Annotated in this window: 21 protein-coding genes; 11 read left to right on the top strand and 10 right to left on the bottom strand. The window is 72.2% G+C overall.

Annotation, left to right across the window (positions count from 1 at the left end; translation table 11 throughout):
* Positions 1-54: 54 nt before the first annotated feature.
* Positions 55-1,260 (top strand): hypothetical protein, encoded by a 1,206-nt coding sequence (locus ACFY8U_RS10520; protein WP_389568408.1) that lies wholly within the window; start codon positions 55-57, stop codon positions 1,258-1,260.
* 46 nt (positions 1,261-1,306) lie between these two features.
* Here the strand turns inward: ACFY8U_RS10520 and ACFY8U_RS10525 are convergent, their stop codons facing one another.
* Positions 1,307-1,855, bottom strand: a complete 549-nt coding sequence (locus tag ACFY8U_RS10525) for a DUF1062 domain-containing protein (RefSeq protein ID WP_389568411.1) — start codon at positions 1,853-1,855, stop codon at positions 1,307-1,309.
* 218 nt (positions 1,856-2,073) lie between these two features.
* Between ACFY8U_RS10525 and ACFY8U_RS10530 the strand changes: the two genes are divergently transcribed.
* The 3 genes from ACFY8U_RS10530 (at position 2,074) to ACFY8U_RS10540 (ending at position 3,934) form a co-directional block, all read left to right on the top strand.
* Positions 2,074-2,511, top strand: coding sequence for a hypothetical protein (locus ACFY8U_RS10530; protein WP_389568413.1), 438 nt, complete (start codon positions 2,074-2,076; stop codon positions 2,509-2,511).
* A 63-nt stretch (positions 2,512-2,574) separates the two neighbouring features.
* Positions 2,575-3,177, top strand: a complete 603-nt coding sequence (locus tag ACFY8U_RS10535; RefSeq protein WP_389568416.1) for a GNAT family N-acetyltransferase — start codon at positions 2,575-2,577, stop codon at positions 3,175-3,177.
* Positions 3,178-3,427: 250 nt separating this feature from the next.
* Positions 3,428-3,934 carry a hypothetical protein gene (locus tag ACFY8U_RS10540; protein WP_389568418.1) on the top strand — a complete coding sequence of 169 codons (507 nt, stop codon included), beginning with the start codon at positions 3,428-3,430 and terminating at the stop codon, positions 3,932-3,934.
* Positions 3,935-3,992: 58 nt separating this feature from the next.
* Here the strand turns inward: ACFY8U_RS10540 and ACFY8U_RS10545 are convergent, their stop codons facing one another.
* Positions 3,993-4,262 (bottom strand): hypothetical protein, encoded by a 270-nt coding sequence (locus ACFY8U_RS10545; protein WP_389568421.1) that lies wholly within the window; start codon positions 4,260-4,262, stop codon positions 3,993-3,995.
* A gap of 233 nt (positions 4,263-4,495) precedes the next feature.
* On the opposite strand from ACFY8U_RS10545, the gene ACFY8U_RS10550 reads away from it, so the two are divergent.
* On the top strand, positions 4,496-5,020 hold the full coding sequence (locus ACFY8U_RS10550; RefSeq protein WP_389568424.1) for a GNAT family N-acetyltransferase: 525 nt from the start codon (positions 4,496-4,498) through the stop codon (positions 5,018-5,020).
* Between the two features lie 72 nt (positions 5,021-5,092).
* On the opposite strand, the gene ACFY8U_RS10555 is transcribed toward ACFY8U_RS10550, so the two are convergent.
* The gene (locus tag ACFY8U_RS10555) at positions 5,093-5,545 is read right to left on the bottom strand and encodes an SSI family serine proteinase inhibitor (RefSeq protein WP_361598597.1); all 453 of its coding nucleotides are present in this window, start codon (positions 5,543-5,545) and stop codon (positions 5,093-5,095) included.
* A gap of 323 nt (positions 5,546-5,868) precedes the next feature.
* Between ACFY8U_RS10555 and ACFY8U_RS10560 the strand changes: the two genes are divergently transcribed.
* The gene (locus ACFY8U_RS10560; protein WP_389568426.1) at positions 5,869-7,083 is read left to right on the top strand and encodes an FG-GAP-like repeat-containing protein; all 1,215 of its coding nucleotides are present in this window, start codon (positions 5,869-5,871) and stop codon (positions 7,081-7,083) included.
* Between the two features lie 61 nt (positions 7,084-7,144).
* On the opposite strand, the gene ACFY8U_RS10565 is transcribed toward ACFY8U_RS10560, so the two are convergent.
* Positions 7,145-7,795, bottom strand: a complete 651-nt coding sequence (locus tag ACFY8U_RS10565) for an NADPH-dependent F420 reductase (RefSeq protein WP_389568428.1) — start codon at positions 7,793-7,795, stop codon at positions 7,145-7,147.
* 74 nt (positions 7,796-7,869) lie between these two features.
* Here ACFY8U_RS10565 and ACFY8U_RS10570 point away from each other — a divergent pair, with 74 nt between their 5' ends.
* The gene (locus ACFY8U_RS10570) at positions 7,870-8,229 is read left to right on the top strand and encodes a winged helix-turn-helix transcriptional regulator (protein ID WP_389568431.1); all 360 of its coding nucleotides are present in this window, start codon (positions 7,870-7,872) and stop codon (positions 8,227-8,229) included.
* Positions 8,230-8,264: 35 nt separating this feature from the next.
* Here the strand turns inward: ACFY8U_RS10570 and ACFY8U_RS10575 are convergent, their stop codons facing one another.
* The 3 genes from ACFY8U_RS10575 to ACFY8U_RS10585 are packed head-to-tail and all read right to left on the bottom strand — an operon-like array spanning position 8,265 to position 11,511.
* Entirely contained in the window at positions 8,265-9,896 is a 1,632-nt protein-coding gene (locus tag ACFY8U_RS10575; protein ID WP_389568434.1) for a transporter, read from the bottom strand.
* On the bottom strand, positions 9,893-10,774 hold the full coding sequence (locus ACFY8U_RS10580; RefSeq protein WP_389568436.1) for an ABC transporter ATP-binding protein: 882 nt from the start codon (positions 10,772-10,774) through the stop codon (positions 9,893-9,895). Before ACFY8U_RS10580 ends, ACFY8U_RS10575 begins: the two co-directional genes overlap by 4 nt.
* A 59-nt stretch (positions 10,775-10,833) precedes the next feature.
* Entirely contained in the window at positions 10,834-11,511 is a 678-nt protein-coding gene (locus ACFY8U_RS10585; protein ID WP_389568439.1) for a bifunctional DNA primase/polymerase, read from the bottom strand.
* Between the two features lie 267 nt (positions 11,512-11,778).
* Between ACFY8U_RS10585 and ACFY8U_RS10590 the strand changes: the two genes are divergently transcribed.
* Both ACFY8U_RS10590 and ACFY8U_RS10595 read left to right on the top strand, forming a co-directional pair.
* Positions 11,779-13,161: a transcriptional regulator gene (locus ACFY8U_RS10590; protein WP_389568442.1), complete on the top strand. Its 1,383-nt coding sequence runs from the start codon at positions 11,779-11,781 to the stop codon at positions 13,159-13,161.
* 180 nt (positions 13,162-13,341) lie between these two features.
* Complete coding sequence (locus ACFY8U_RS10595; protein ID WP_389568444.1) at positions 13,342-14,919, top strand: hypothetical protein; 1,578 nt, start codon at positions 13,342-13,344, stop codon at positions 14,917-14,919.
* A gap of 45 nt (positions 14,920-14,964) precedes the next feature.
* On the opposite strand, the gene ACFY8U_RS10600 is transcribed toward ACFY8U_RS10595, so the two are convergent.
* Entirely contained in the window at positions 14,965-16,251 is a 1,287-nt protein-coding gene (locus ACFY8U_RS10600; RefSeq protein WP_389568446.1) for an ABC transporter substrate-binding protein, read from the bottom strand.
* A 203-nt stretch (positions 16,252-16,454) separates the two neighbouring features.
* Here ACFY8U_RS10600 and ACFY8U_RS10605 point away from each other — a divergent pair, with 203 nt between their 5' ends.
* Both ACFY8U_RS10605 and purU read left to right on the top strand, forming a co-directional pair.
* Positions 16,455-16,901: a hypothetical protein gene (locus ACFY8U_RS10605; protein WP_389569692.1), complete on the top strand. Its 447-nt coding sequence runs from the start codon at positions 16,455-16,457 to the stop codon at positions 16,899-16,901.
* 46 nt (positions 16,902-16,947) lie between these two features.
* The gene (gene purU / locus ACFY8U_RS10610) at positions 16,948-17,799 is read left to right on the top strand and encodes a formyltetrahydrofolate deformylase (RefSeq protein ID WP_361598573.1); all 852 of its coding nucleotides are present in this window, start codon (positions 16,948-16,950) and stop codon (positions 17,797-17,799) included.
* 59 nt (positions 17,800-17,858) lie between these two features.
* Here purU and ACFY8U_RS10615 read toward each other — a convergent pair whose 3' ends face one another.
* Positions 17,859-19,130 carry a zf-HC2 domain-containing protein gene (locus ACFY8U_RS10615; protein ID WP_389568449.1) on the bottom strand — a complete coding sequence of 424 codons (1,272 nt, stop codon included), beginning with the start codon at positions 19,128-19,130 and terminating at the stop codon, positions 17,859-17,861.
* Positions 19,127-19,708: a sigma-70 family RNA polymerase sigma factor gene (locus ACFY8U_RS10620; protein ID WP_361437303.1), complete on the bottom strand. Its 582-nt coding sequence runs from the start codon at positions 19,706-19,708 to the stop codon at positions 19,127-19,129. The genes ACFY8U_RS10615 and ACFY8U_RS10620 overlap by 4 nt, the downstream gene beginning before the upstream one ends.
* Positions 19,709-19,928 lie beyond the last annotated feature (220 nt).

Genomic DNA, 19,928 nt, shown 5'->3' on the forward strand with positions numbered 1-19,928 from the left:
CACGCCGAGGAAAATGCGCTGCTCAGCGCGGTGCCGGAGCAGTAGCATCCCCGGATGCGAAGCATCGAGGCCCTGATACCGCAGGCGGGACGCGACGACACCGCCGCCCTGCGGGAGGTCGGCGCGGAGGAACTCGCCCGGTACGTGGCGGACCCCGCGCACCCGTGGTGGCGCCGCAGGCCCTGTGCGATCGCCCTGACCGGCCGGGTCCCGGAGCGGTACGTCCCCGAGCTGACCGCGCGCATCTACGACGCCGACGACACCGGCGAGGTGCGCAGGGCCCTCCTCGACCTGCTCGCGGACCGGGCGGAGCTGCTGCCCTGGCTGCGGCACGAGGACCGTCGCGCCGACACCTCGTACGGCATGGCCGAGGCCTTCCTGAAGGCGCGGGGCCTGCTCGGCGACCGCTCGGCCGCGCGCGAGCTGGCGACCCTCGCCGCCTCACCGTGGCAGCGCGTCAGCGCCGCGGGCGAAGCGGGTCTGGACGCTCTTGTGGACCGGTACGGCGCGGACGCGATCCTGGCCGAACTCGGCGTGGAGCGGCCCGAGGACCGGGCGTACCGCGTCCTGACGCGGTACCGCGCCGACGAGGACGTGACCGACGCGCTCGCGGACCCGGACCGGGCGGTCGCCCACCTCGCGCAGTCCCTCTCCACGGACGTGGACCGCCTGCGCGCCTACCTCGACGAGGCACCGACGACGGAGGCGAAGCTCTGGGCGGCGTACGGCCTGTACGGCCTCACCGAGGACAAGGCCGAGACCAGGACGATCTACGAACGCCTGGGCAGCCCCCGGGTCGAGGTCGAGGACCTGGACGAGGACCTGCGCGCCGCGATCGTCCACGAGTACGGCCACGGCTGCGAGCGCCCGAGCGACCCGCGGTGGCGGATCGAGGCCCTGTGCACCGACCCGCCTGCCCGCCCCGACATGGAAGCCCAGCTCCGCCGCGCGACGACCGCCCTCACGACAGCCGGCCTCGCCCCGAAGCCCCCGGTCTCGTGCGGCGAGGACAACCAGCAGGGGGACGGGACGTACTACGTGATCGAAGCAGGCGAGGGCCGCGTCCTGATCAGCACCCTCGGCCCGTTCGCCACCGCCGAGAACGACGACACCGCCGCCCGCCGCGCACTCGAACGCGCGGGCTTCCGCTGGATCGACGCGGAAACCGGCGCGATCCGGGTCACGGACCTCTGCGTCTACTACTTCGGCGGCCGAGGCCCCCTCACGGTGGAGACGCTGCTCTTCTACTGGCAGGACTAGGGCCTGCCCGGCGGATCGCGCCGACAGGCCCTGGTCCCCAGGGGGCTCAGCGCTTGAGCATGAAGGTGAAGTCGTCGGAGAGCTTGCCGCTCAGCCGGACTGCCGAGACGAGCTTCCCCTCCGCGATCAGCCGCTCAGCCTCGGACCGCGACAGACCGCACCCTTCGGCGATCAGTCGCACCGGCCGGACAGGGATCCGCGCCGCGAAGCGGACCGACACGTCCACCACCTCGCGGTCCAGGTGATCCGATCCGCCGGTGTCGAGGCGCCAGGCGTCGTCCCAGTCGAGGGCGATGCGGTTGCGGCGCCGCACGACCGGATCCTGGAGCAACTCAGCCGCCAGGCGAGGGTCGTTGTCGTGCAGCCGGTTCAGCAGCTCGGGCCGTACGGAGCGCACGTTCATCCGCTCCAGGACCGTGAGCTTCGCCGTCTCCCCGCAACCGGTGCAGAGCACGAGGAGCCAGGCGTCGATGAGCTTGTGGTTGGCGTTGACGCGAAACTTGCCGTTGGCACGGAAGCGCTCGGACGTGCAGGTGTGGCAACGGCGGATGACGAGCGGCAGGCAGGTGGGCGTGACCACCCAGCGATTGAGCACAGAAGTACACCGATTCCAGTGAGAAGTCCGCAGCAAAAAGGAGCGCGGCGCACAGGCGCGACGCGCGACGATTCAGCGCTCGGGAGGTCTCACACGGTGTACAACGGCAGGCCTTTGACTGGACGACGTGGCTCGGCAGCACGCTAACGCCGCACGCCGGCACCCCTCCACCGGTTTTCGAGCGCCTCACTCGCCGCGGCGGCGTACGCTCTCGGCCCGTGATCGATCACGGCGTCGCCCTCCCGTACTTCCGCCTCCACGTCGTGCCGGCGGTCGTGGCGCTGGCCAGCCCGACGTGGCAGCGCGAAGTGTGGCTCGACAAGGCCGAGTTCGAGGACCTCGACCACGTCGTACACGTCCTCTTCGACGACTTCTGCGACGCGGACGACCCGTCGCCGTGGCTGGGGCGCAGCCTCCGCACGGAGCAGGAGGTCGACCTGATGGCACGTCTGGGCGTCGCCTACGGGCTGGTGCAGGACGCGGTCGGTGCCGACGCCCCCGACGAGGCGTACCTGGACTCCCCGGGCTGGCAAGCCGTGGTCGCCGCGGCAGCCCGGCTGGCGCAGGTCCTGGTGGCCAACGACCACGCGGCGCTGAACGGCCTGCACGTCGCCGGCTGCCACTGGCCCCTCGGCGCCGATGACCTGGCAGGATGACGCGCTGCTGGGCGGCGGAGAAACCCGGTGGTTCCCGCCTGAAGGCGCCCCTAGCATCCGCCTATGACCGAAGACAGCGGGATTTCAGGCGACGAGCATGACGCAGAAGCCGCGAGGACCCTTTCGTGGCGGGCCGCGTCCGTCGGCCTCGCCGCTCTCGACACGGACGACGCCGAGCTCATGCACAGCTGGCGATCCGACCCCGTAGCCGCCCACCACATAGGCATCTGGCCGCGCTCACTCACCGCCATGCGCGAGCGCGTCGAACGCGACATCGAGGACGACGACCGCGACGACTTCCTCGTCCTCCTTCCCGACGGCACCCCTGTCGGCCACGTCGCACTGACCAGCCAGAACCTCGTCGACGGCACAGCTCACGTCGAGCTGCTGCTCGCTGCTCCCCATCGCGGGCACGGCCACGCCACCGCCGCCCTCGACGCGGTGGTGGACCTGGCCTTCGGTGAACTCCCGATGTACCGGCTCACGGCGGAAACCCACACCGACAACGCTCCCGCCCTCGCCGTCCTCGCCAAGTCCGGCTTCACCCGGGAAGGGACCAGCCGCGCCGCCTGCCTCCACCGTGGCCGCCGCCACGACCTCGCCGTGCTCTCGCTGCTCCGCCCTGAATGGGAAGACCTGAACCGTCCTCGCGCCTGGGACGCCTGATCCGACAGGGCGCTCGCCACCCCTGGGCCCGGCCGGCCGGCGTACTTCCTGCCGCGCGGGAAGGTCACCCACGCGGCGAGATGCCCCCGGCCGCACGGTACGGCCCCCTCGCGGCGCGTCGAGCACCTCTCCGCGCCGCATCCGGGAGGGAAAGAAATGCGCCCCCTTCGTCTTCGGGTGAAGGCCCTCGCCGATCGGACGCCGATCTCGCGCGTCGGGCGACGTGGGTCGGCTCTGACAGGATGGCGCGGTGTTCGATTTCGGGATCGCGGGATACCGGCCGAGGTGGTCGAGCGGCCGCAGCGAGGTCGTGCGGGAGCACGGGCAGCGGCTGCGCACTCTTGCCGGCCGGCCGCTCACGAGGGTCTGGATGGTGTGGGACCTTCGGGACGACGAGTGGTTCTGCGACTGCCCGGTGCTGTTCGACTTCGACGGCGAGCAGGTCGAGGTCAACCATCAGAAGTTCGGGGATCTCTCCCTCACGTGGAACACGATCGACCCCAGGTGTCCGGTCCGATGGGCCGGCTTCGACCTGCGGTGGCGCCCCGAGCCCCTGCACGAACTGCAAACGCTGCCGGGGCTGCCCCTCGAACGAGCGGAGCTGCTCGAGTGGACGGGCAGGGACGTCGCTCTGGGGAACGTCGACCTCAGCCTCGTCTTCGAGGAGAGGCGGGTGACCGTCTTCAACGCCCTCGACGAGAACGGGCTGAGCTTCGATCCGCCAGGCCCGAACCAGCGACCACACCCGCTCGACTGACGCCCGGTTGGTTGCGCGGCCGAACTCCCACGGTGTACATGCCTGTTCGGCGCGCGGCTCAGGGGCGGACAGCCGTGGCGGCGACGCCGGACGCCCGGAGCCCGCGCGCCAGGAGCTCCACCTCGGGCAGGGTTCCCGCGTAGTCGCCGCTCCGCACGCGGCGGAGCGCGGCCTTGGCGTGGAGGAGGTCGAGCCCGAGCTCGGCTCGGAGCACTCGCATGATCACGGCGCCGCTCGCTGAGCAGGCACCGGGGACGTGCAGCGTCACCGGTCCGTGCTCGGCGAGCATCTGCTCGCGCCGCTCGCCCGGCAGGTCTCCGCCGCACACCGCGACCGTGAACCCGCAGGCGGAGCACGTCGCATCGACATCCCACCGCAAGCGGCCGTCGACGAGCGCTTGGGTGCCGCAACACGTCAGCTCCGCACCGCAGTCCTGACACGGCGCGGAGTACCTGACGGATGCGACGACGACCTGTTCCATCCTCACCCCTCCGACGGGGACGAGGTTAGCCATGAAACCCGTTTGTGGGCCGGGCCCGTGCGTGCGTAGCGTCGTCGTTCGTGACTCCGACTCTGCGTACCGAGCGTCTGCTTCTCGAGCCGTACGTCCCCGATGACGAGGACGGTTTCGTCGCCCTGTTCCAGGACGCGCGGGTGTCCCGCTGGATGGGTGACGGGCTGTCGTCCGAGGCGGACGACCGGGCCCTGTTCGGGCGGATCTTCAGCAAGGTGTACGCCGAGGAGCTGTTCGACGTCTGGGCCGTCCGGCGGGACGGACGGCTGGTCGGGCATGCCGAGATCAAGCGGACCGATGCCGTCGACGGCTTCGAGATCATCTACGCCCTCGCCCCCGAGGTGTGGGGCTCCGGCCTCGGAGGCGAGGTGGCCGAGGCGATCGTCTCGTACGGCTTCGAGACGCTCGGACTGACCGAGGTGCACGCCACCGTGGCCGCCCCGAACACGGCGTCACTGGCACTGCTGGACAAGCTCGGCTTCGCCCACGTACGGGACGTCACGGAGGACGACGGCAGTACGACCCGCGTACTGACCCGGAGGGCCGAACGGGGCGGCCCGGTGACCGTCTAGGTCGGGGCCGCCCCGCGCGACTGCGCCGGACGGGGCTCTCCGCCGCATGTGCGAAGGCCCGGCTCCGTGCCGTCAGAACGCGAAGACCGTGCTCCTCGACATGCCCACGTTCATCTCGCACGTGTTGCCGTACGTCGCGGACCACGTGACGCGCTTGCCCCGCCAGACGCCTTCGCCGGTGACCGTCACCGGGTCCCAGACATGCAGGCACGGAATGCTGTTGTCCATCCTCGACAGCTGGGCGAAGTCGCCGTCGAGCGCGTCCAGTTCCGCGCAGGCGGCCTCGGGCGCCGGGTGGGTGCCGGTCGGGGTCGGGGCGCAACTCAGGGTGACCGCCCGGTCGATCGTCGCCGTCGCCGCGTCCTCGCCCTTGCCGATCGTGAGGACGAGCGCCGACGGCGGGTACAGCCCGGCGGGCGCGGCCGGCTCGGCCTGGGCGCTGCCGGAGGTCGCCGCGACGCCGACGAGAGCGAGGCCGGTGGCGAGCGCGGTGGTGAAGGCGGTGTTGCGGAGTGCGTAACGCACGAGGGTGTCCCTTCGAGGCGGGTGCTACGTGATTGCGCACCGGAGTCTTGTCGACGCGGAGGGTGATCGCACATCGTCCGCCGCTTTCCGGTCACGACCGAACGTTCGGGCTGTTCGGGAGGGGTGCGCGGGGAGAAAAGAGCGCTTCCCATGGTGGTTGTGCAACCTCGAACGACCGCCTGACCTGCGAAGACGCGAAATTGTTCGAAATTGGAGCAGTCGTCGGGGGCTCTGTTCGACCGGAAGCCTGTCCCGGGGCCCGCCAAGGGGGTGGCATCGGAGCCTCCCTGCGGTACGTTCCCCCCGCCCAGAGGGAGGGGATTATGCGCACCACCATTCTGCGAGGTCTGGCCACCGTCCTCGGCCTTGCCTCGATCGGCGTTCTCGGCGCGGGCACGGCGCCGGCGCGGGCCGCCGCCTCGGACTGCCCCAGGGGGTACTTCTGCGCCTGGAAGAACGAGTCCGCCACCGGGACCATGTTCAAGACCGACACGGACAAGGCGACCCTGGGGACCTGGGACGACGCGTTCCGCTCGTTCACCAACCGCACGTCGGCGTACGCCTGCCTGTACGAGAACGCCGACTACGAGGTGTGGGGCGGCTATGCGTCGCTGTCCCCGGACGGTCCCGGCGAGTGGGGCGCCTGGCCGACCGCCACCACCAGCTCGATCAAGTTCGTCCGTACGGAGCGCGAGTGCGGCCGGCCCGCCTACCCCAGCTGGCACGCGGAGCCGGCGCCCACGGCCGCGGGCTTCGGCGACCTGAACGGCGACCGCAGGGCCGATGTGCTCTCGCGGGACGAGGCAGGCCGTCTCTGGTTCCTGCCCGGTGACGGGACCGGCCGCCTGGTCGGCTCCGGTGGCTGGAACGGGATGAACGCGCTCACCCGGCACGGCGACTTCAGCCACGACGGCCACGAGGACCTGATCGCCCGCGAGGCGTCCACCGGCAAGCTCTGGCTCTACCCGGGCACGGGCTCCGGCGGCTTCGGCGCGCGCGAGGTGATCGGCACGGGTGGCTGGAACGGCATGTCGAACGTCACCGCGTTCGGTGACCTCTCCGGGGACGGCCGCAGCGACCTCCTCGCGGTCGAGAAGTCCACCGGCAGACTCTGGATGTACCCGGGTACGGCCGCGGGCGGCCTGGGCGCGCGCAAGCTCGTCGGCAGCGGCGGCTGGAACAGCATGAACGCCCTCGTGGGCGCCGGTGACATGAACGGCGACGGCCGCCCCGACCTGGTCGCGCGGGAGGCGTCCACCGGCAAGCTCTGGCGCTACCCGGGCGGCACCGCGACCCTCGCGTCCCGCACGCTGATCGGCAGCGGCGGCTGGAACGCGATGGACACCTTCATCGCCGTCGGCGACTTCTCCGGCGACGGCCAGGCCGACCTCGCCACGGTCACCAACGAGCAGTACCGGATCGACGGCCACCCCGGCCACCTCGGCTGGCTGATCACCTACCGCGGCCGGGCCGACGGCTCCCTCGCCGCGGGCGAGCGCACCGACGGCGAATGGTGGGGCCTGAACGGCGCCTTCTGAATGCTCCCTGGGCGGCGGCCGGTCCGCGGACCGGCCGCCGCCCAGGGTGAAGTCCCCGGACTCAGCTCCCCGGTCCCGTGGCAAACGCCAACGGTGGCGCGATCGCCTGGGCGTCAGCCCCCTCGCCGACCCACAGGCCGATGAACAGCGCGGCGGTCGCCTCCAGGAGCCCGGCCCGCTCCAACCCGCCTCCGGCCACCGGCTCACAGCCGGCATCCCGTACCAACGTGTGTACGAGGGCGAGTGCCGCGTCGTCGTCCCCGCAGACCGGAACGGCCAGGGGCCGCCCGTCGAAGACCGGCGGGTTCATCCGCCACACGTCCTCGTGGCAGAGATTGAACGCCTTGACCACACGCGCCCCCGGTGCCGCCTCCGCCAGCTGCTCCGCCGCCGAGAGCCCGGCTTCGGTGAGCAGACCGAAGCCGGGCCCCACCGGATTGGCGCAGTCGAGCACCACCCTCCCCCGCAGGGCCGTGTGAAGCTCACGGGCGACCTCCGCCCCAGCGCCGTACGGCAAGGCGGCGAGCACCACCTCACCGAACTCGGCCGCCGCACGCGGACTTCCGTGCCCCACCGTGGGGCCCATGCGGGCCGCGAGCCGCCGCGCCTTCCCTTCGTCCCGTCCCCCGACGAACACCTCGTGCCCCGCCCGCACCCAGTGCGTGGCGAGCGCGTCCGCCATGTTGCCCGTCCCCAGCACGCCGATCCTCACGATGTCCCCTCTCAGTCCTGCCTCGAACCGGATACGGGACGACACTAGGAAGACCGTCAGGCACCATGTGGTGCGTGACGTCCGACGCCTTTCTCGCCGACTGCCGCGCACGCCTCGCCTTCGACCTTCTCTCCAACACCTGGAACGCCGTGGTCCTCTGGGCCCTGCGCGAGGGCCCCCGACGCCCCGTCGAACTGCTCGACCGCATCGGCGGCATCAGCCCCAAGGTCCTCACCGAGACCCTGCGGCGACTGGAGTTCAACGGCCTGGTCGAGCGGCGCGCCTACGCCGAGGCGCCGCCGCGGGTGGACTACCGGATCACCGCCCTGGGCGGCACCTTGCTCGACCCGATCGAGGCGTTCGGAGCGTGGGCGTTCGAGCACGGCGACGAGGTCATGGCTGCCCAGGACCGCGCCTCTGGACGAGTCGAATAGCGAGGCCCCTCTCAGCGCGGGAGCCACTCGCACTCCTACCCCTTGCTCACCGCCGTCAGGATCTCCGGCAGGCGGTTCGCGGTCCTCGGGGCCGCCAGTTTCAGGCCGCCCCAGGCGAGGAGCGCGCCGTACAGGGTGCCGGTCGGCAGCAGGATCCAGAGCAGCGACTCCTCGTCCGCGAGGTGGAGGTAGATCGTCGCGCCGATCACCGGGGCGCACAGCAGCGCGCCCCCGATCATCCCGCCGAAGATCGAGATCCACGCCAGACCGCCCTGACCCGGGGCGACGTTCTTGTACGCGTTGTCCTGCGGGATCGAGTACGGGAAGTTCGCCGACGTCACCGCGCCCGTCGCCAGCATGGCGCCGAGTAGGGCGAACGCCAGGCCGAGCGCCTCCGGGAGGGAGGACCAGTCGCCCAGGACGGCCGCCGTCGCCGCCGTCACCAGGACCGTGTACGGCAGGGTGATCAGGAGCAGCGCGAGCGCCCGCGCCCGGAGTTCCGCGTACGCGTCCGCCGCCGTCGAGATCGTCTGGGCGACCATCCAGAACGCCGAGGTGTCCTGCCCGAACTGGTTGTACATCTGGATGCCGAGCATGCCGGAGGCGAAGCACGCGAAGTAGATGGAGCCCGTGCCCTGGAAGGCGTTGAAGAGCGGCACGATCGCACCGATCGCGAGCGAGGTGATCCAGGCCGCCTTCGTCTTCGGGTCGCGCGTGATGTAGCGCAGGGTGCGCTCCATCACCGTTCCCGTCCGTCCGCCGGGCAGCAGCCGCCCGAGGAGTCCCGTACCCGACCGGCCGCCGGCCGAGTCCGGAGCCGCGCCGATCGTCGAGCCGTCCGGTGCCGTCATCAGCTTCACCAGGCTCCGCTGCCACCAGTACAGCAGCGCCCCGAGGGCGGCGACCGTCAGCAGCAACTGGCCCGCCGCGAGCGCGTAGTCGCCCTCGCTCGCCGAGTCCACGGCTCCGATCGCCGAGGCCGGCGGCAGCCAGCCCACGACCGCCGCGGCCGGTTCGAGCGACGAGAGGCCGCCGGCGCGGCTGAGCCGCTGCGCGCCGAAGTTGACCACCTGGATGCCGACCGCGATCAGCAGGCCGCTCAGCACCGCCAGGTCACGGCCCTTGCGCGAGGTGAGGAGCCGTACGTTGGCGGCGGCGACGGCCCGCGAGAGCGCCACGCACACCAGGACCACCAGCGGCACGGCGAGGACCGACACCACGACACCCGCCGCGCCCCGCGCGAGCGCCAGGGCCGCACCCACCCCTATCAACAGCGTGAACGCCGGGCCGATGCCCACCAGCGAGGCCACGAGCAGCGACCGGACCAGCGGCTGGGGCCGCAGCGGCAGCATCACGAGCCGCGACGGGTCGAGCGTCTCGTCACCGCCCGGTACGAAGAGCGGCATCACGGCCCACGACAGGGCGAGCACCCCGGTCAGCAGGATCACGATCGAGTCCGCGTCCGCGCTGCCGCGCATCAGCACGAACGCGAGCACCATCGCCGCCGCGAAGACGGCCGTGATCACGATCGAGACGATGTACGCCGCCGTCCGGCCCGTCGACTGCCGCAGCCCGTTGCGCAGGAGCGACAGCTTGAGCCGTACGAAGACCGACGTCAGCGAGGGGGAGGCCGAGACGGCCGGAGTGGCCGTGGTCGCCGCGGTCATCGGGCCGTACCGCCGCCCAGCCAGTCCAGGGAGTCCCCGGCCGCTTCCCGTCCGTTCGCGCCGACCAGCTCCAGGAACGCGGCCTGCAGCGACGGCGCGTCGCCCCGCACGTCCGCGAGCGGTCCCTGGGCGCGGATCTGGCCGGCCGCCATGACGGCGACCCAGTCGCACAGCGACTCCACCAGCTCCATCACATGGCTGGAGAAGACGACCGTCGCGCCCGAGCCCGTGTAGCGCTCCAGGACGCCCCGGATCGTCTGCGCGGACACCGGGTCGACGCCCTCGAACGGCTCGTCGAGGAAGAGGACTTCCGGGTTGTGCAGCAGCGCGGCGGCGAGCCCGATCTTCTTGCGCATACCGGTGGAGTAGTCCACCACGAGCTTGTTCTGCGCGCCCGCCAGGTCGAGTACGTCGAGGAGCTGTGCGGCCCGCTTGTCGACCTCCGCACCGGGCAGCCCCCGCAGCCGCCCGCTGTACGCGAGGAGTTCACGGCCGGAGAGCCGCTCGAAGAGCCGCAGGCCCTCGGGAAGGATCCCGATCCGTGCCTTCACCTCGGCCACCGACTCGGGGTCGCGCCAGACGTCGTGCCCGGCGACGAGCACACGACCCGCGTCGGGCCGGAGGAGGCCGGTGATCATGGAGAGGGTGGTGGTCTTGCCGGCGCCGTTGGGGCCGACGAGACCGATGAACTTGCCCGCGGGCAGGACGAGGTCGACGCCGTTGACGGCGATCTGCTGCCCGAAGCGCTTCCAGAGCCCCTCGACACGGACGGCGGGCACCGCATCACCGTGGTCCCCGGATGCGCCGCCCGCCGTCACGGCGTCCGCGCGTGCGTCGCCGCCTTCCTCGTTCACGCCGTCAAGTGCCTGGTCAGGCATGGTCCGTCAACCCTCCGGTCGTCCCCGTACTCCGTACGGGCACACCCTAGAGGCCGCCCCTAGGCCCTGCGAGCCCTCTCGGCCGCCGCCTCCCGCCCGCAGGCGTACGCGAGGGGGCTGATCAGCTCCTCGGCGTCCGGCAGCCAGCGGTTCGCCGGAGTGGGCCGCCGGGCCCACTGCACCGCGCCGTGCCCGCCGACCCGGGTGGGCGGGGCCGCCACGTAGTACCCCTCGCCGCGGGTGGTCAGGTCGATCGACGCCGGCGCCCAGCCCAGCTTCCGTACGAGATCGGGGACCTTGGTGGCCGCGCCCGGAAGCACGAAGAAGAACATCCGGCGCTCCGGCGTACACGTCACCGGGCCGAGCGTGAGCTCCATCCGCTCCATCCGCGCGAGCGCCAGGAAGCCCGCCGACTCCGGCACCTCGATCGCGTCGAAGGTGCGCCCGGTCGGCAGCAGGATCGACGCCTTGGGCTGCTTCGACCACATGCGACGCGCCCCGACCGCGCTGCCGGTCGCCTGCGTCGACCAGTCGGGCCTGGCCGGGTGCGCGCCGGGCGAGACGCACGCCTCCGCGCCGCAGGAGCAGCGCTCCCGGCCCTCGACCGCCTCCAGCCAGGTCCCCGGGAACACGTCCCAGTGCCGCTCTTCCGCATACCGCACGGCGCTGTCCAGCAGCTGCTCGCCTCGCTGCTTGGGGATCTGTGCGGCTTCCGTGACTCCGATGGTCTCATCCACGGTGATCTCAACTGCCGCCGTCACCTGGGGTTACGGGCGGGGCGCGGCGCGGTGTGGAGCATCGATCCTGCACGGCGGGGCGCATGGGTGCACGGACGGGGGCGCGCGTGGGGCCGGGGAGCGGTGGAGGGGTAGCCAGAGGTGGGGGGTGTCGGCCGGCTGCCCGTGGCCGATGCGTCCGGTTTCGCGTGTTCACATCGGCATTGACCGGATATCCGCCGGGCAGTGATCAGTTCTCACCGATCACACCGGCCTCAGGGGGTAGTCATGTCAGCCAGGCCACTCGTCGCCCGTCAGCCGAACGAACGGCTGCAGGCGCTCATTCAGGAGGCCGGGTGCTCCAACGCCGGCCTCGCCCGCAGGGTGAACATGGTCGGGTCCGAGCGCGGTCTCGATCTGCGGTACGACAAGACGTCGGTGGCGCGCTGGCTGCGTGGTCAGCAGCCGCGCGGGCGGGCGCCGGGGATCATCGCGGAGGCTCTCGGCCGCAAGCTGGGCCGTACGGTCACGATCGACGAGATCGGGATGGCGAACGGCAAGAACCTGGCGGCGGGCGTCGGGCTGCAGTTCTCGCCGACCGTGCTGGGCGCGATCGAGCAGGTCTGCGAGCTATGGCGCAGCGACGTGGGGCGCCGGGACTTCCTCTCCGGGTCCACGGTGGCGGCCTCCGCGCTCGTGGAGCCGAGCCGGGACTGGCTGATCACGGGCGCTGACGCGCACGTGGCCCGGTCGGCCGGGGCGCGGGTGGGGGTCTCGGACGTGGAGGCGGTCCGGGCGATGACCGGTGCGCTGGTCGACCTGGACCGGCGGTTCGGCAGCGGCCATGTGCGGCCGGTGGTCGTGCACTACCTGAACAGCGTGGTGGCGGGGCTGCTCTCGGGTTCGTACCGGGAGGCGGTCGGGCGGCAGCTGTTCGCGGCGGTGGCGCGGCTCACGGAGCTGGCCGGGTACATGGCCGTGGACACCGGGCAGCCGGGGCTCGCCCAGCGGTACTACATCCAGGCCCTGCGGCTCGCGCAGGCCGGCGGCGACCGGGGCTACGGCGGCTATGTGCTCGCCGCCTCGATGAGTCATCTCGCCGCCCAGCTCGGGAACCCGCGGGAGATCGCGCAGCTGGCGCGGGCGGCGCAGGAGGGCGCGCGGGGGCGGGTGACCCCGCGGGCGGAGGCGATGTTCTACGCGGCGGAGGCGCGGGGCCACGCGCTGCTCGGGGACGTCCACGCCTTCGAGGCGGTCGCGGGCCGTGCCGTACGGGCGATGGAGCGGGCGGATCCGGAGTCGGGTGACGACCCGTCGTGGATCGCCCACTTCGACCAGGCGTATCTGGCCGACGAACTGGCCCACTGCCACCGGGATCTGGGTCAGGCGGAGGCGGCGGGGCGGGCGGCGGAGGAGTCGCTCGCCGGCCATCCCGAGACGCGGGCCAGGCGGCGGGCGATCGGTCTGGTGCTGCTCGCCTCGGCGCAGGTGCAGCGGCGCGAGGTCGAGCAGGCCTGCCACACGGGGACGCGCGCCCTCGAACTGCTCGCGACGCTGCGGTCCTCGCGCGGGGCGGAGTATCTGGACGACCTCAAGGAACGCCTGGAGCCGTTCGCGGGGGAGCCGGTGGTACGGGAGTTCGGGGCGCGGCTCGAACTCCATGCGGCGTGACCTGGTGTGATGGGCGTCACCGTCACGACCTGCGCTGTGGGGTGATCGGGGCACGCTGATACGGCAGTTGAGGGTGGTGTCGTTGTGGGTCTGTTACCGGGCTCACACACGTGTGCGCGGCGCCGGACGCACCCGGTAGCGTGAGCCGACGATTCCGTAGGTCCATCAGTGGGAGTCCCGGTGACGCAGAGCGGACAGGGGCCGGAGCCGCAGTATCCGGCGGTACGGCCGACGCACGAAGGTGTCGTGCTGCCCGCGGAGGGCGGCGTGGAGACCGGCCAGGGCGCGGGCCCGGCCGGAGGACAGCCGTGGGGCGGCGCCTGGGGCCCCGGTGGCGGGCCGCAGGGGCAGCAGCCCCAGCCGTCCTCGCAGCCGCTGCCGGCGGCCCAGCCGCTTCCGCCGGAGGCCGGACCGGGCGGGGCCGCGGACATGCAGGCGACGCAGTACCTCGCGCCGATCCCGCCGCAGGGCGCGCCGCCCGGCGGCGGGCCGGGGCCGATGCCGGGCCCGATGCCGGGTGCGATGCCCGGGACGCAGGGCCAGATACCGGGCGCGTATCCGTCGTCGTCCCCCACCCCGCCGCCCGGCGGGTACGGATACCCCCACGCCGCCGCGCCCGCGCAGCCCGGCCCCGAGGGCGGCTACGGCTACCCTCCCGTGGGCCCCGCGCACCCCGGCGCCGCACAGTCGATGCCCGGCATGTCGGGAATGCCCACCTCCGGGGCGTCCGCCTCCGACATGCAGGCGACGCAGCACATCCCGCCCGTCGCGGCGCAGGGTGCCGGCTCGGACACCCAGTTCCTCGGCACGGGCCCCCTGGGCCGGCAGCAGCAGCCCGCCGGGGCCTCCGACGCGACCCAGTACATCGCTCCCGTACCGGCGCAGACGCACGGCGAGCGGCAGCCGCCCGCCGAGTTCGACAACCTCTTCCGCAGCGACGCGACGCAGCACATGCCGCAGCAGCAGCAGCCGCCGCAGTCCCGGCAGCAGTTCCCGCCGCAGTTCCAGCAGCCCCCGTACGCCCAGCAGCCGCCTGCGCAGCAGCAGTTCCAGCAGCCGACCGCGCCGGCCCCCTTCCAGGGCGCCTACGACGACGGGTACGACGACGAGCCCGAGCCGCGCCGTAAGTCGCCCGTGGCGCTGATCGCCGCCGTCGTCGTCGGCTGCGCCGTCGTCGGCCTCGGCGCCGGGGCGCTGCTCAGCGGCGGGGACGAGGGCAAGGACAAGGCCCCCGCCCAGAACGTGGCCGCCAGCTCCGGCGCCCCGTCGGCCGAGCCGACCGGCAAGGCGGCCGCCGACCCGGCCGAGCCGCAGGCGAAGGAGCTCGACAAGCTGCTCGCGGACAGCAACAACAGCCGTGACGCGGTGATCCGTTCGGTCGAGAGCATCAAGCAGTGCAAGAACCTCGACCAGGCCGCCACCGATCTGCGGGACGCCGCCGGGCAGCGCCGCGGCCTGGTGACCCGGCTGCAGGGCCTGACGGTCGACAAGCTTCCGGACAGCGCGGCCCTGACCGCCGCCCTCACCAAGGCGTGGCAGGCCTCGGCGTCCGCCGACGACCACTACGCCGCCTGGGCGGACCAGGTGAAGGGCAACAAGAAGCTGTGCAAGGGCGGAAAGGCCCGCGGCACCTCGCACACGGTCGAGGCGGGCAAGAAGAGCTCCGACGCCACGATCGCCAAGCGTGAGGCGGCGTCCCTGTGGAACCCGACCGCCGACAAGTTCGGGCTGTCGAAGCGGACCCCGACCCAGCTGTAGGGGAGGGGCGGGGGCGCCGCCGGGGAACCGGTGACGCCCCGGCCGCTACGGGGCGCTGAGGACGGTCTCGCCGACGTCGACGAAGCCGGGCTTCTGCGCCACGAGCTGCCCCTTGCGCACCACCTGGAACGTCACCTCGTGGTTGACGATCCGGGGGAAGCGGGGGGCGCCGAGCATGTCCTCGTACCGCCAGCGCAGTTCGGGGGTGAGGCCGCCGGTGTCGATCTGGACACCGCGGTCCAGCGCGTGCGCGACGGCGCCCGCGGTGATCGTGTCGCTGTCGAGGGACTCGATGACCTTCTTCAGGACGGTGTACGCGATCCACGTCGTCTGGACGCCCGCGTCGGTCGGGTCGACCCGGTTGTCGGCGAACGCGTGCTCCTTGATCACCTTGCGCATCGGCGCCCAGCGCGCGTCGTTCGCCTCCGGGTACCAGCCCGTGACGTACGCGCCCTCGAAGGGGCTGTGCGCGCCTCCGGTGCGGTCGACGACGGGCTGGCTGACGCTGCCGAGCACGGAGGAGATCCGGATCCCGTCCTTGCCCTTGCCGTCGTCCTGGCCGCCCTGGCCGTCCTCGCCCTCGGGGAGGCGGCGGAAGGAGTCGAAGAAGGTCTGCGTGCGCTCGCCGAGGACGGCGGCGACGCAGCCGTCCTTGCTGCCTGCCTTGTCGCGGGCGCGCTCGGCCTGCGTGGTGTACTCGGCGGCGTCCTCGACGGCCGGGATGTCCACCGCGCCGTCGTGACTGCCCTTGCGCAGACCGGAGTTGAGCAGGTCGGGCAGCTTGTCGCCGGACAGGGTGTCGGGGCGTACGAGCGAGACCTTGCGGCAGGACTCGGCGAGCTGCCGGCCGTGCCCGGCCATGAGCGAGGCGAGGCCGCCGTTCACCGGGTAGGAGAGCGGGCTGGTGAACTCGTCCTCGGAGATGCCGTAGCCGCCGATGTACGGGATCTCGGCCGCCTCCAGCGGGGCCATGAAGGCACGCCCGTTCTGGCTGTACGAACCGACGACGGCGACGACGTCCTCGCGGACGGCCCGGCGGGCGCAGTCCGCGGCGCCGGAGGAGGTGTTCTTCTCGTTGCAGGTGAGGATCTTCAGCTCGTGGCCGTCGATGCCGCCGGAGGCGTTGACCCAGCGGGCGAAGGCCTGGGCCATGGCGGGCATACCGGGCTGGTTGGTGGCCCGGGTGCCGTCCGGGGCCCAGGTCATCACCGTGACGGGCTCCCTGGATCCCCCCGTGGTCCCAGGGAGCACGCCACAGCCGGTGAGCAGCGACGCCCCGGCCGCCGCCGTCGTGACATACGCGAGGAGTGAGGTCAGTCGCCTACCGGTCATGGACACGCACAATTCCGCCTCACGGGTAACGCAGAAGTGTGCACGGTTCAACGGGGGGTGACGTGAAGGTGAATTGCCGGAGCCGGAGCCTGCTCGGGAGGGGGCCGGTCCGCCGATCTTGGAAGGGAACGTACGATCGAACGGTGTCCAGTCCAGTCTCGGGTTCGGTGAACTCTTCCCGTCGCGGCCGTCGCTCCTCCACCATGGGCGACATGCCGCTCAACGACATGCCGTGGTGGCGCTGGCGCAGCAACGTGCGCTCGGCGCTGCACATGCTCTCCGACCCCGGGTTCCACGAGACCACCTGGCTGGCCGGTCACGAGGGGTACGGCGACGTCACCGACGCCGTCTACCGCCTCGTGGAGGACACCTGGCTCGACAACTGGTCCGCCGAGAAGTACGTCGGCACGATCTTCCGTGACTCGGGCGAGGCCGCGCTGGTGGACGTCGCCGCGCTGCGCGTGCTGCGGATCATGCACCAGGTGGGGCCCGACGCGCCGTTCTCGGCGTACATGGAGCACCACGGGTGGCCGGAGGCCGTACGGGCCGCCCGCGAGGCACACATACGGATGGCGTCCGCGGACGGCGAGGACCCGGACACACCCCCGCGCTCCCTGGACGTTCTCCGTATCATCACGAGGTCCGCCTGACGGACGTCGGCCCTGCCGCCGCGGTGGGGTATGGCACCCTACGGGGATGACCGACCAGTACGTCCTCACGCTCTCCTGCCCGGACAAACAGGGCATTGTGCACGCCGTTTCGAGCTATCTGTTCATCACGGGCTGCAACATCGAGGACAGTCAGCAGTTCAAGGACCGGGACACCGGCCTGTTCTTCATGCGCGTCCACTTCTCGGCGGAGGAGCCGGTGACCGTGGAGAAGCTCCGGGCGAGCTTCGCGGCGGTGGGTGACTCGTTCGCGATGGACTGGCACATCAACCGGGCCGACGAGCGCATGCGCGTCGTGCTGATGGTGTCGAAATTCGGCCACTGCCTGAACGATCTGCTCTTCCGCTCGCGGATCGGGGCGCTGCCGGTCGAGATCGTCGCGGTGGTCTCGAACCACACGGACTTCTCCGAGCTGGTGAGCTCGTACGGCCTCCCGTTCCGTCACATTCCGGTCACGAAGGACAACAAGCCGGAGGCGGAGGCCGAGCTGCTCGAGCTCGTGCGCGCCGAGAACGTCGAGCTGGTGGTGCTCGCGCGCTACATGCAGGTCCTCTCCGACGACCTGTGCAAGCAGCTGTCGGGCCGGATCATCAACATCCACCACTCCTTCCTCCCGAGCTTCAAGGGCGCCAAGCCCTACCACCAGGCGCACGCGCGCGGTGTGAAGCTGATCGGCGCGACGGCCCACTACGTGACGGCCGACCTCGACGAGGGCCCGATCATCGAGCAGGAGGTCGAGCGGGTGGGCCACGAGGTCACCCCGGACCAGCTGGTGGCGATCGGCCGCGACGTGGAGTGCCAGGCGCTGGCGCGCGCGGTGAAGTGGCACGCGGAACGCCGCATCCTCCTGAACGGCCGCCGCACGGTGGTCTTCGCGTAGCCGCCCCCCGAGGCGGCGGCCACAGGCGACTGCAGGCGACTGCAGGCGACTGCAGGCGGCTAGAGGCGGCTCAAGGAGGCGGCCGCGAAGAGGACGTCGCGGATCGCCTCGCGGTCGCCGTCCTGGCCCGCCGCCGCCTCCTCCGGCGGAACGTGGCCCGCCACCAGCTGGCAGAACTCGACGCCGTCCATGGCCACCTGCGCCACCGCGTGGTCCGGGGAGCCGACGGCCGCCGGGGAGTCCAGGGCGATGTACCAGTGGCCGCCGCCCGAGCCCTCGACCTCCAGATGGAGCGAGCGGCCGGGGGCGCCCGCCGCGACCAGATGGCGCGCCGGCGCGGCCAGCCCCGCGCGGCGCCGGCCGGCCAGCGCCGCCGGGAGCAGCCGGGCCGCCAGGTCGATCATGCCGTGCAGATGCGCCCCGCTCGGCGGCTCGTACGGATACGCCACCGCGTTCGCGATGTCGTCCGCGTGCACCCAGCACTCGAAGGCCCGCTCGAGCAGCGAGTCCCGCATCGGCAGCGCGAAGTCGCCGTACGTCACCGTCAGGTCCGCCACGCCCCGCCCCGCGAACGACACCGTGCGGATCAGCGTGTGGCTCTGCTCGCGCCACGGCTCGCGCACCCCGCGGGTCGGCGGGTGGTACTGGCCCTGCCAGTACGCCTCCGTACGCTCCGCCGGCGACACCTCCGTCGCCTTGGGCCCCAGCGGGTCGTCCAGGCCGAGGGAGGTGGCCACCAGGCCGTCCACCGTCAGCAGATGGCCGATCACCCCCGCCACGGTCGTCCGGCGGCTCACCCGCTGCTCGCCGTCGAACCACTTCAGCCGTACCGGCGCGTGCCACTCCGATTCGCCGATGTCCCGCAGCAGCGCGTCGAGCCGGGCGGTCTCCGCGTCGTACGGAGTCGCCCAGGAAGGCACCGGGATACGGGCGGGCCGGCGGCCCAGGCAGTTCTCCAGGACCCGGGAGCGCAGCAGCGGGTCCAGGTCCAGATCCCGCTCGGAATGCAGCAGACCGACCGCGTCCCGCAGCCGCAGCGCCTCGTCCGCGCACGGGGCGCACTCGGTCAGATGATCCTCGACCGCCTGCGTCTCCTCCGGCGAACACGCGGAGAGCGCCCACGCCCCGAGGAGGGACTTGAGCACGCTGTGCGGCGGCGGGGGAGGCGGCAGCGGGGGCGCGGGCGCGAGGACCGGTTCCTCCACCGGCTCGGGAGGCGTGACCACGGCAGCCCCTCCCGTCAGGTCCGCGTGGTCGTCCGCCGCGGCGCGCGGCCCCGGTATCCGGGGAGCGCGCGCCACGTCGTCGGGCGTGTCGTCGGGGCCGTTCACAGGGAACGACCGTAACCGGGCGGCGAGGACCCCTCCAGCGGGCGGGTGTTCGCCGTCGACAGCAGCTGGAGCCCGAGCCGCAGCCGCCGCCGCGCCTCGTCCTCCGTCACACCGAGGTCCGCGGCCGTCTGGCGGTAGTCGCGCCGCTGGAAGTACGCCAGTTCGAGCGCGGCCCGCAGCGGCGCCGGCATCGACGTCACGATGTAGTCGGCGCGGGCCGCGACCGAGGCCTGGCGCACCTTCTGCTCCAGCTCCTCCGCCGAACCCTCGCCGGTCTCCGCGTACGCCGTCGCCTCCGTCTGCCGCAGCCGGTGCACGGCCTGCCGCTGGGTGAGCTTGGCGACCCACGAGCGCATGTTGCCCTGCTTGGGGTCGTAGGCGTCGGGGTTCTCCCAGATGTAGCCGAAGACCTCGCGCGTGACCTGGTCCGCGGCCTTCTCGTCGTCGAGGACCCGGTGGGCGAGGCTGTGCACCAGGGAGGCGAACCGGTCGTAGAGCTCGCCGAGCGCGGCGGCCTCACCGCGCGCCAGCCGCTGCTGCATCCTGCGGTCCCAGCGCGGTGGTGTGTCCTTCGCCATGCGTCGACCCTCCGGTGCTCTTCCGTGGCCCTCCCGACCCGAGTTCTCCGTCCAAAGTAGTGGGCCGTCCGGGAGCGCACTCCGCTTTGGGACAAGTACGCCCTCTCGGAGGGGTCGGATGGTAAGGAAAGCGTCATCCCTGGGACGAGGGGTTTCGACGCGTCGTGGTGGGGCAGCGGGAGGGGACGGGAACGACTGCCTCCGCTTGAACGACTGCTTC

The sequence above is a fragment of the Streptomyces sp. NPDC012508 genome (assembly GCF_042902595.1).
Lineage (GTDB): Bacteria > Actinomycetota > Actinomycetes > Streptomycetales > Streptomycetaceae > Streptomyces.

Excerpts from the sequence above, each read along its gene's own strand:
- ACFY8U_RS10600 (WP_389568446.1), bottom strand. The coding sequence starts at position 16,251 with ATGACCGGTAGGCGACTGACCTCACTCCTCGCGTATGTCACGACGGCG.
- ACFY8U_RS10605 (WP_389569692.1), top strand. The coding sequence starts at position 16,455 with ATGGGCGACATGCCGCTCAACGACATGCCGTGGTGGCGCTGGCGCAGC.
- ACFY8U_RS10620 (WP_361437303.1), bottom strand. The coding sequence starts at position 19,708 with ATGGCGAAGGACACACCACCGCGCTGGGACCGCAGGATGCAGCAGCGG.
- ACFY8U_RS10575 (WP_389568434.1), bottom strand. The coding sequence starts at position 9,896 with ATGACCGCGGCGACCACGGCCACTCCGGCCGTCTCGGCCTCCCCCTCG.
- ACFY8U_RS10590 (WP_389568442.1), top strand. The coding sequence starts at position 11,779 with ATGTCAGCCAGGCCACTCGTCGCCCGTCAGCCGAACGAACGGCTGCAG.
- ACFY8U_RS10520 (WP_389568408.1), top strand. The coding sequence starts at position 55 with ATGCGAAGCATCGAGGCCCTGATACCGCAGGCGGGACGCGACGACACC.
- purU (WP_361598573.1), top strand. The coding sequence starts at position 16,948 with ATGACCGACCAGTACGTCCTCACGCTCTCCTGCCCGGACAAACAGGGC.
- ACFY8U_RS10580 (WP_389568436.1), bottom strand. The coding sequence starts at position 10,774 with ATGCCTGACCAGGCACTTGACGGCGTGAACGAGGAAGGCGGCGACGCA.
- ACFY8U_RS10560 (WP_389568426.1), top strand. The coding sequence starts at position 5,869 with ATGCGCACCACCATTCTGCGAGGTCTGGCCACCGTCCTCGGCCTTGCC.
- ACFY8U_RS10535 (WP_389568416.1), top strand. The coding sequence starts at position 2,575 with ATGACCGAAGACAGCGGGATTTCAGGCGACGAGCATGACGCAGAAGCC.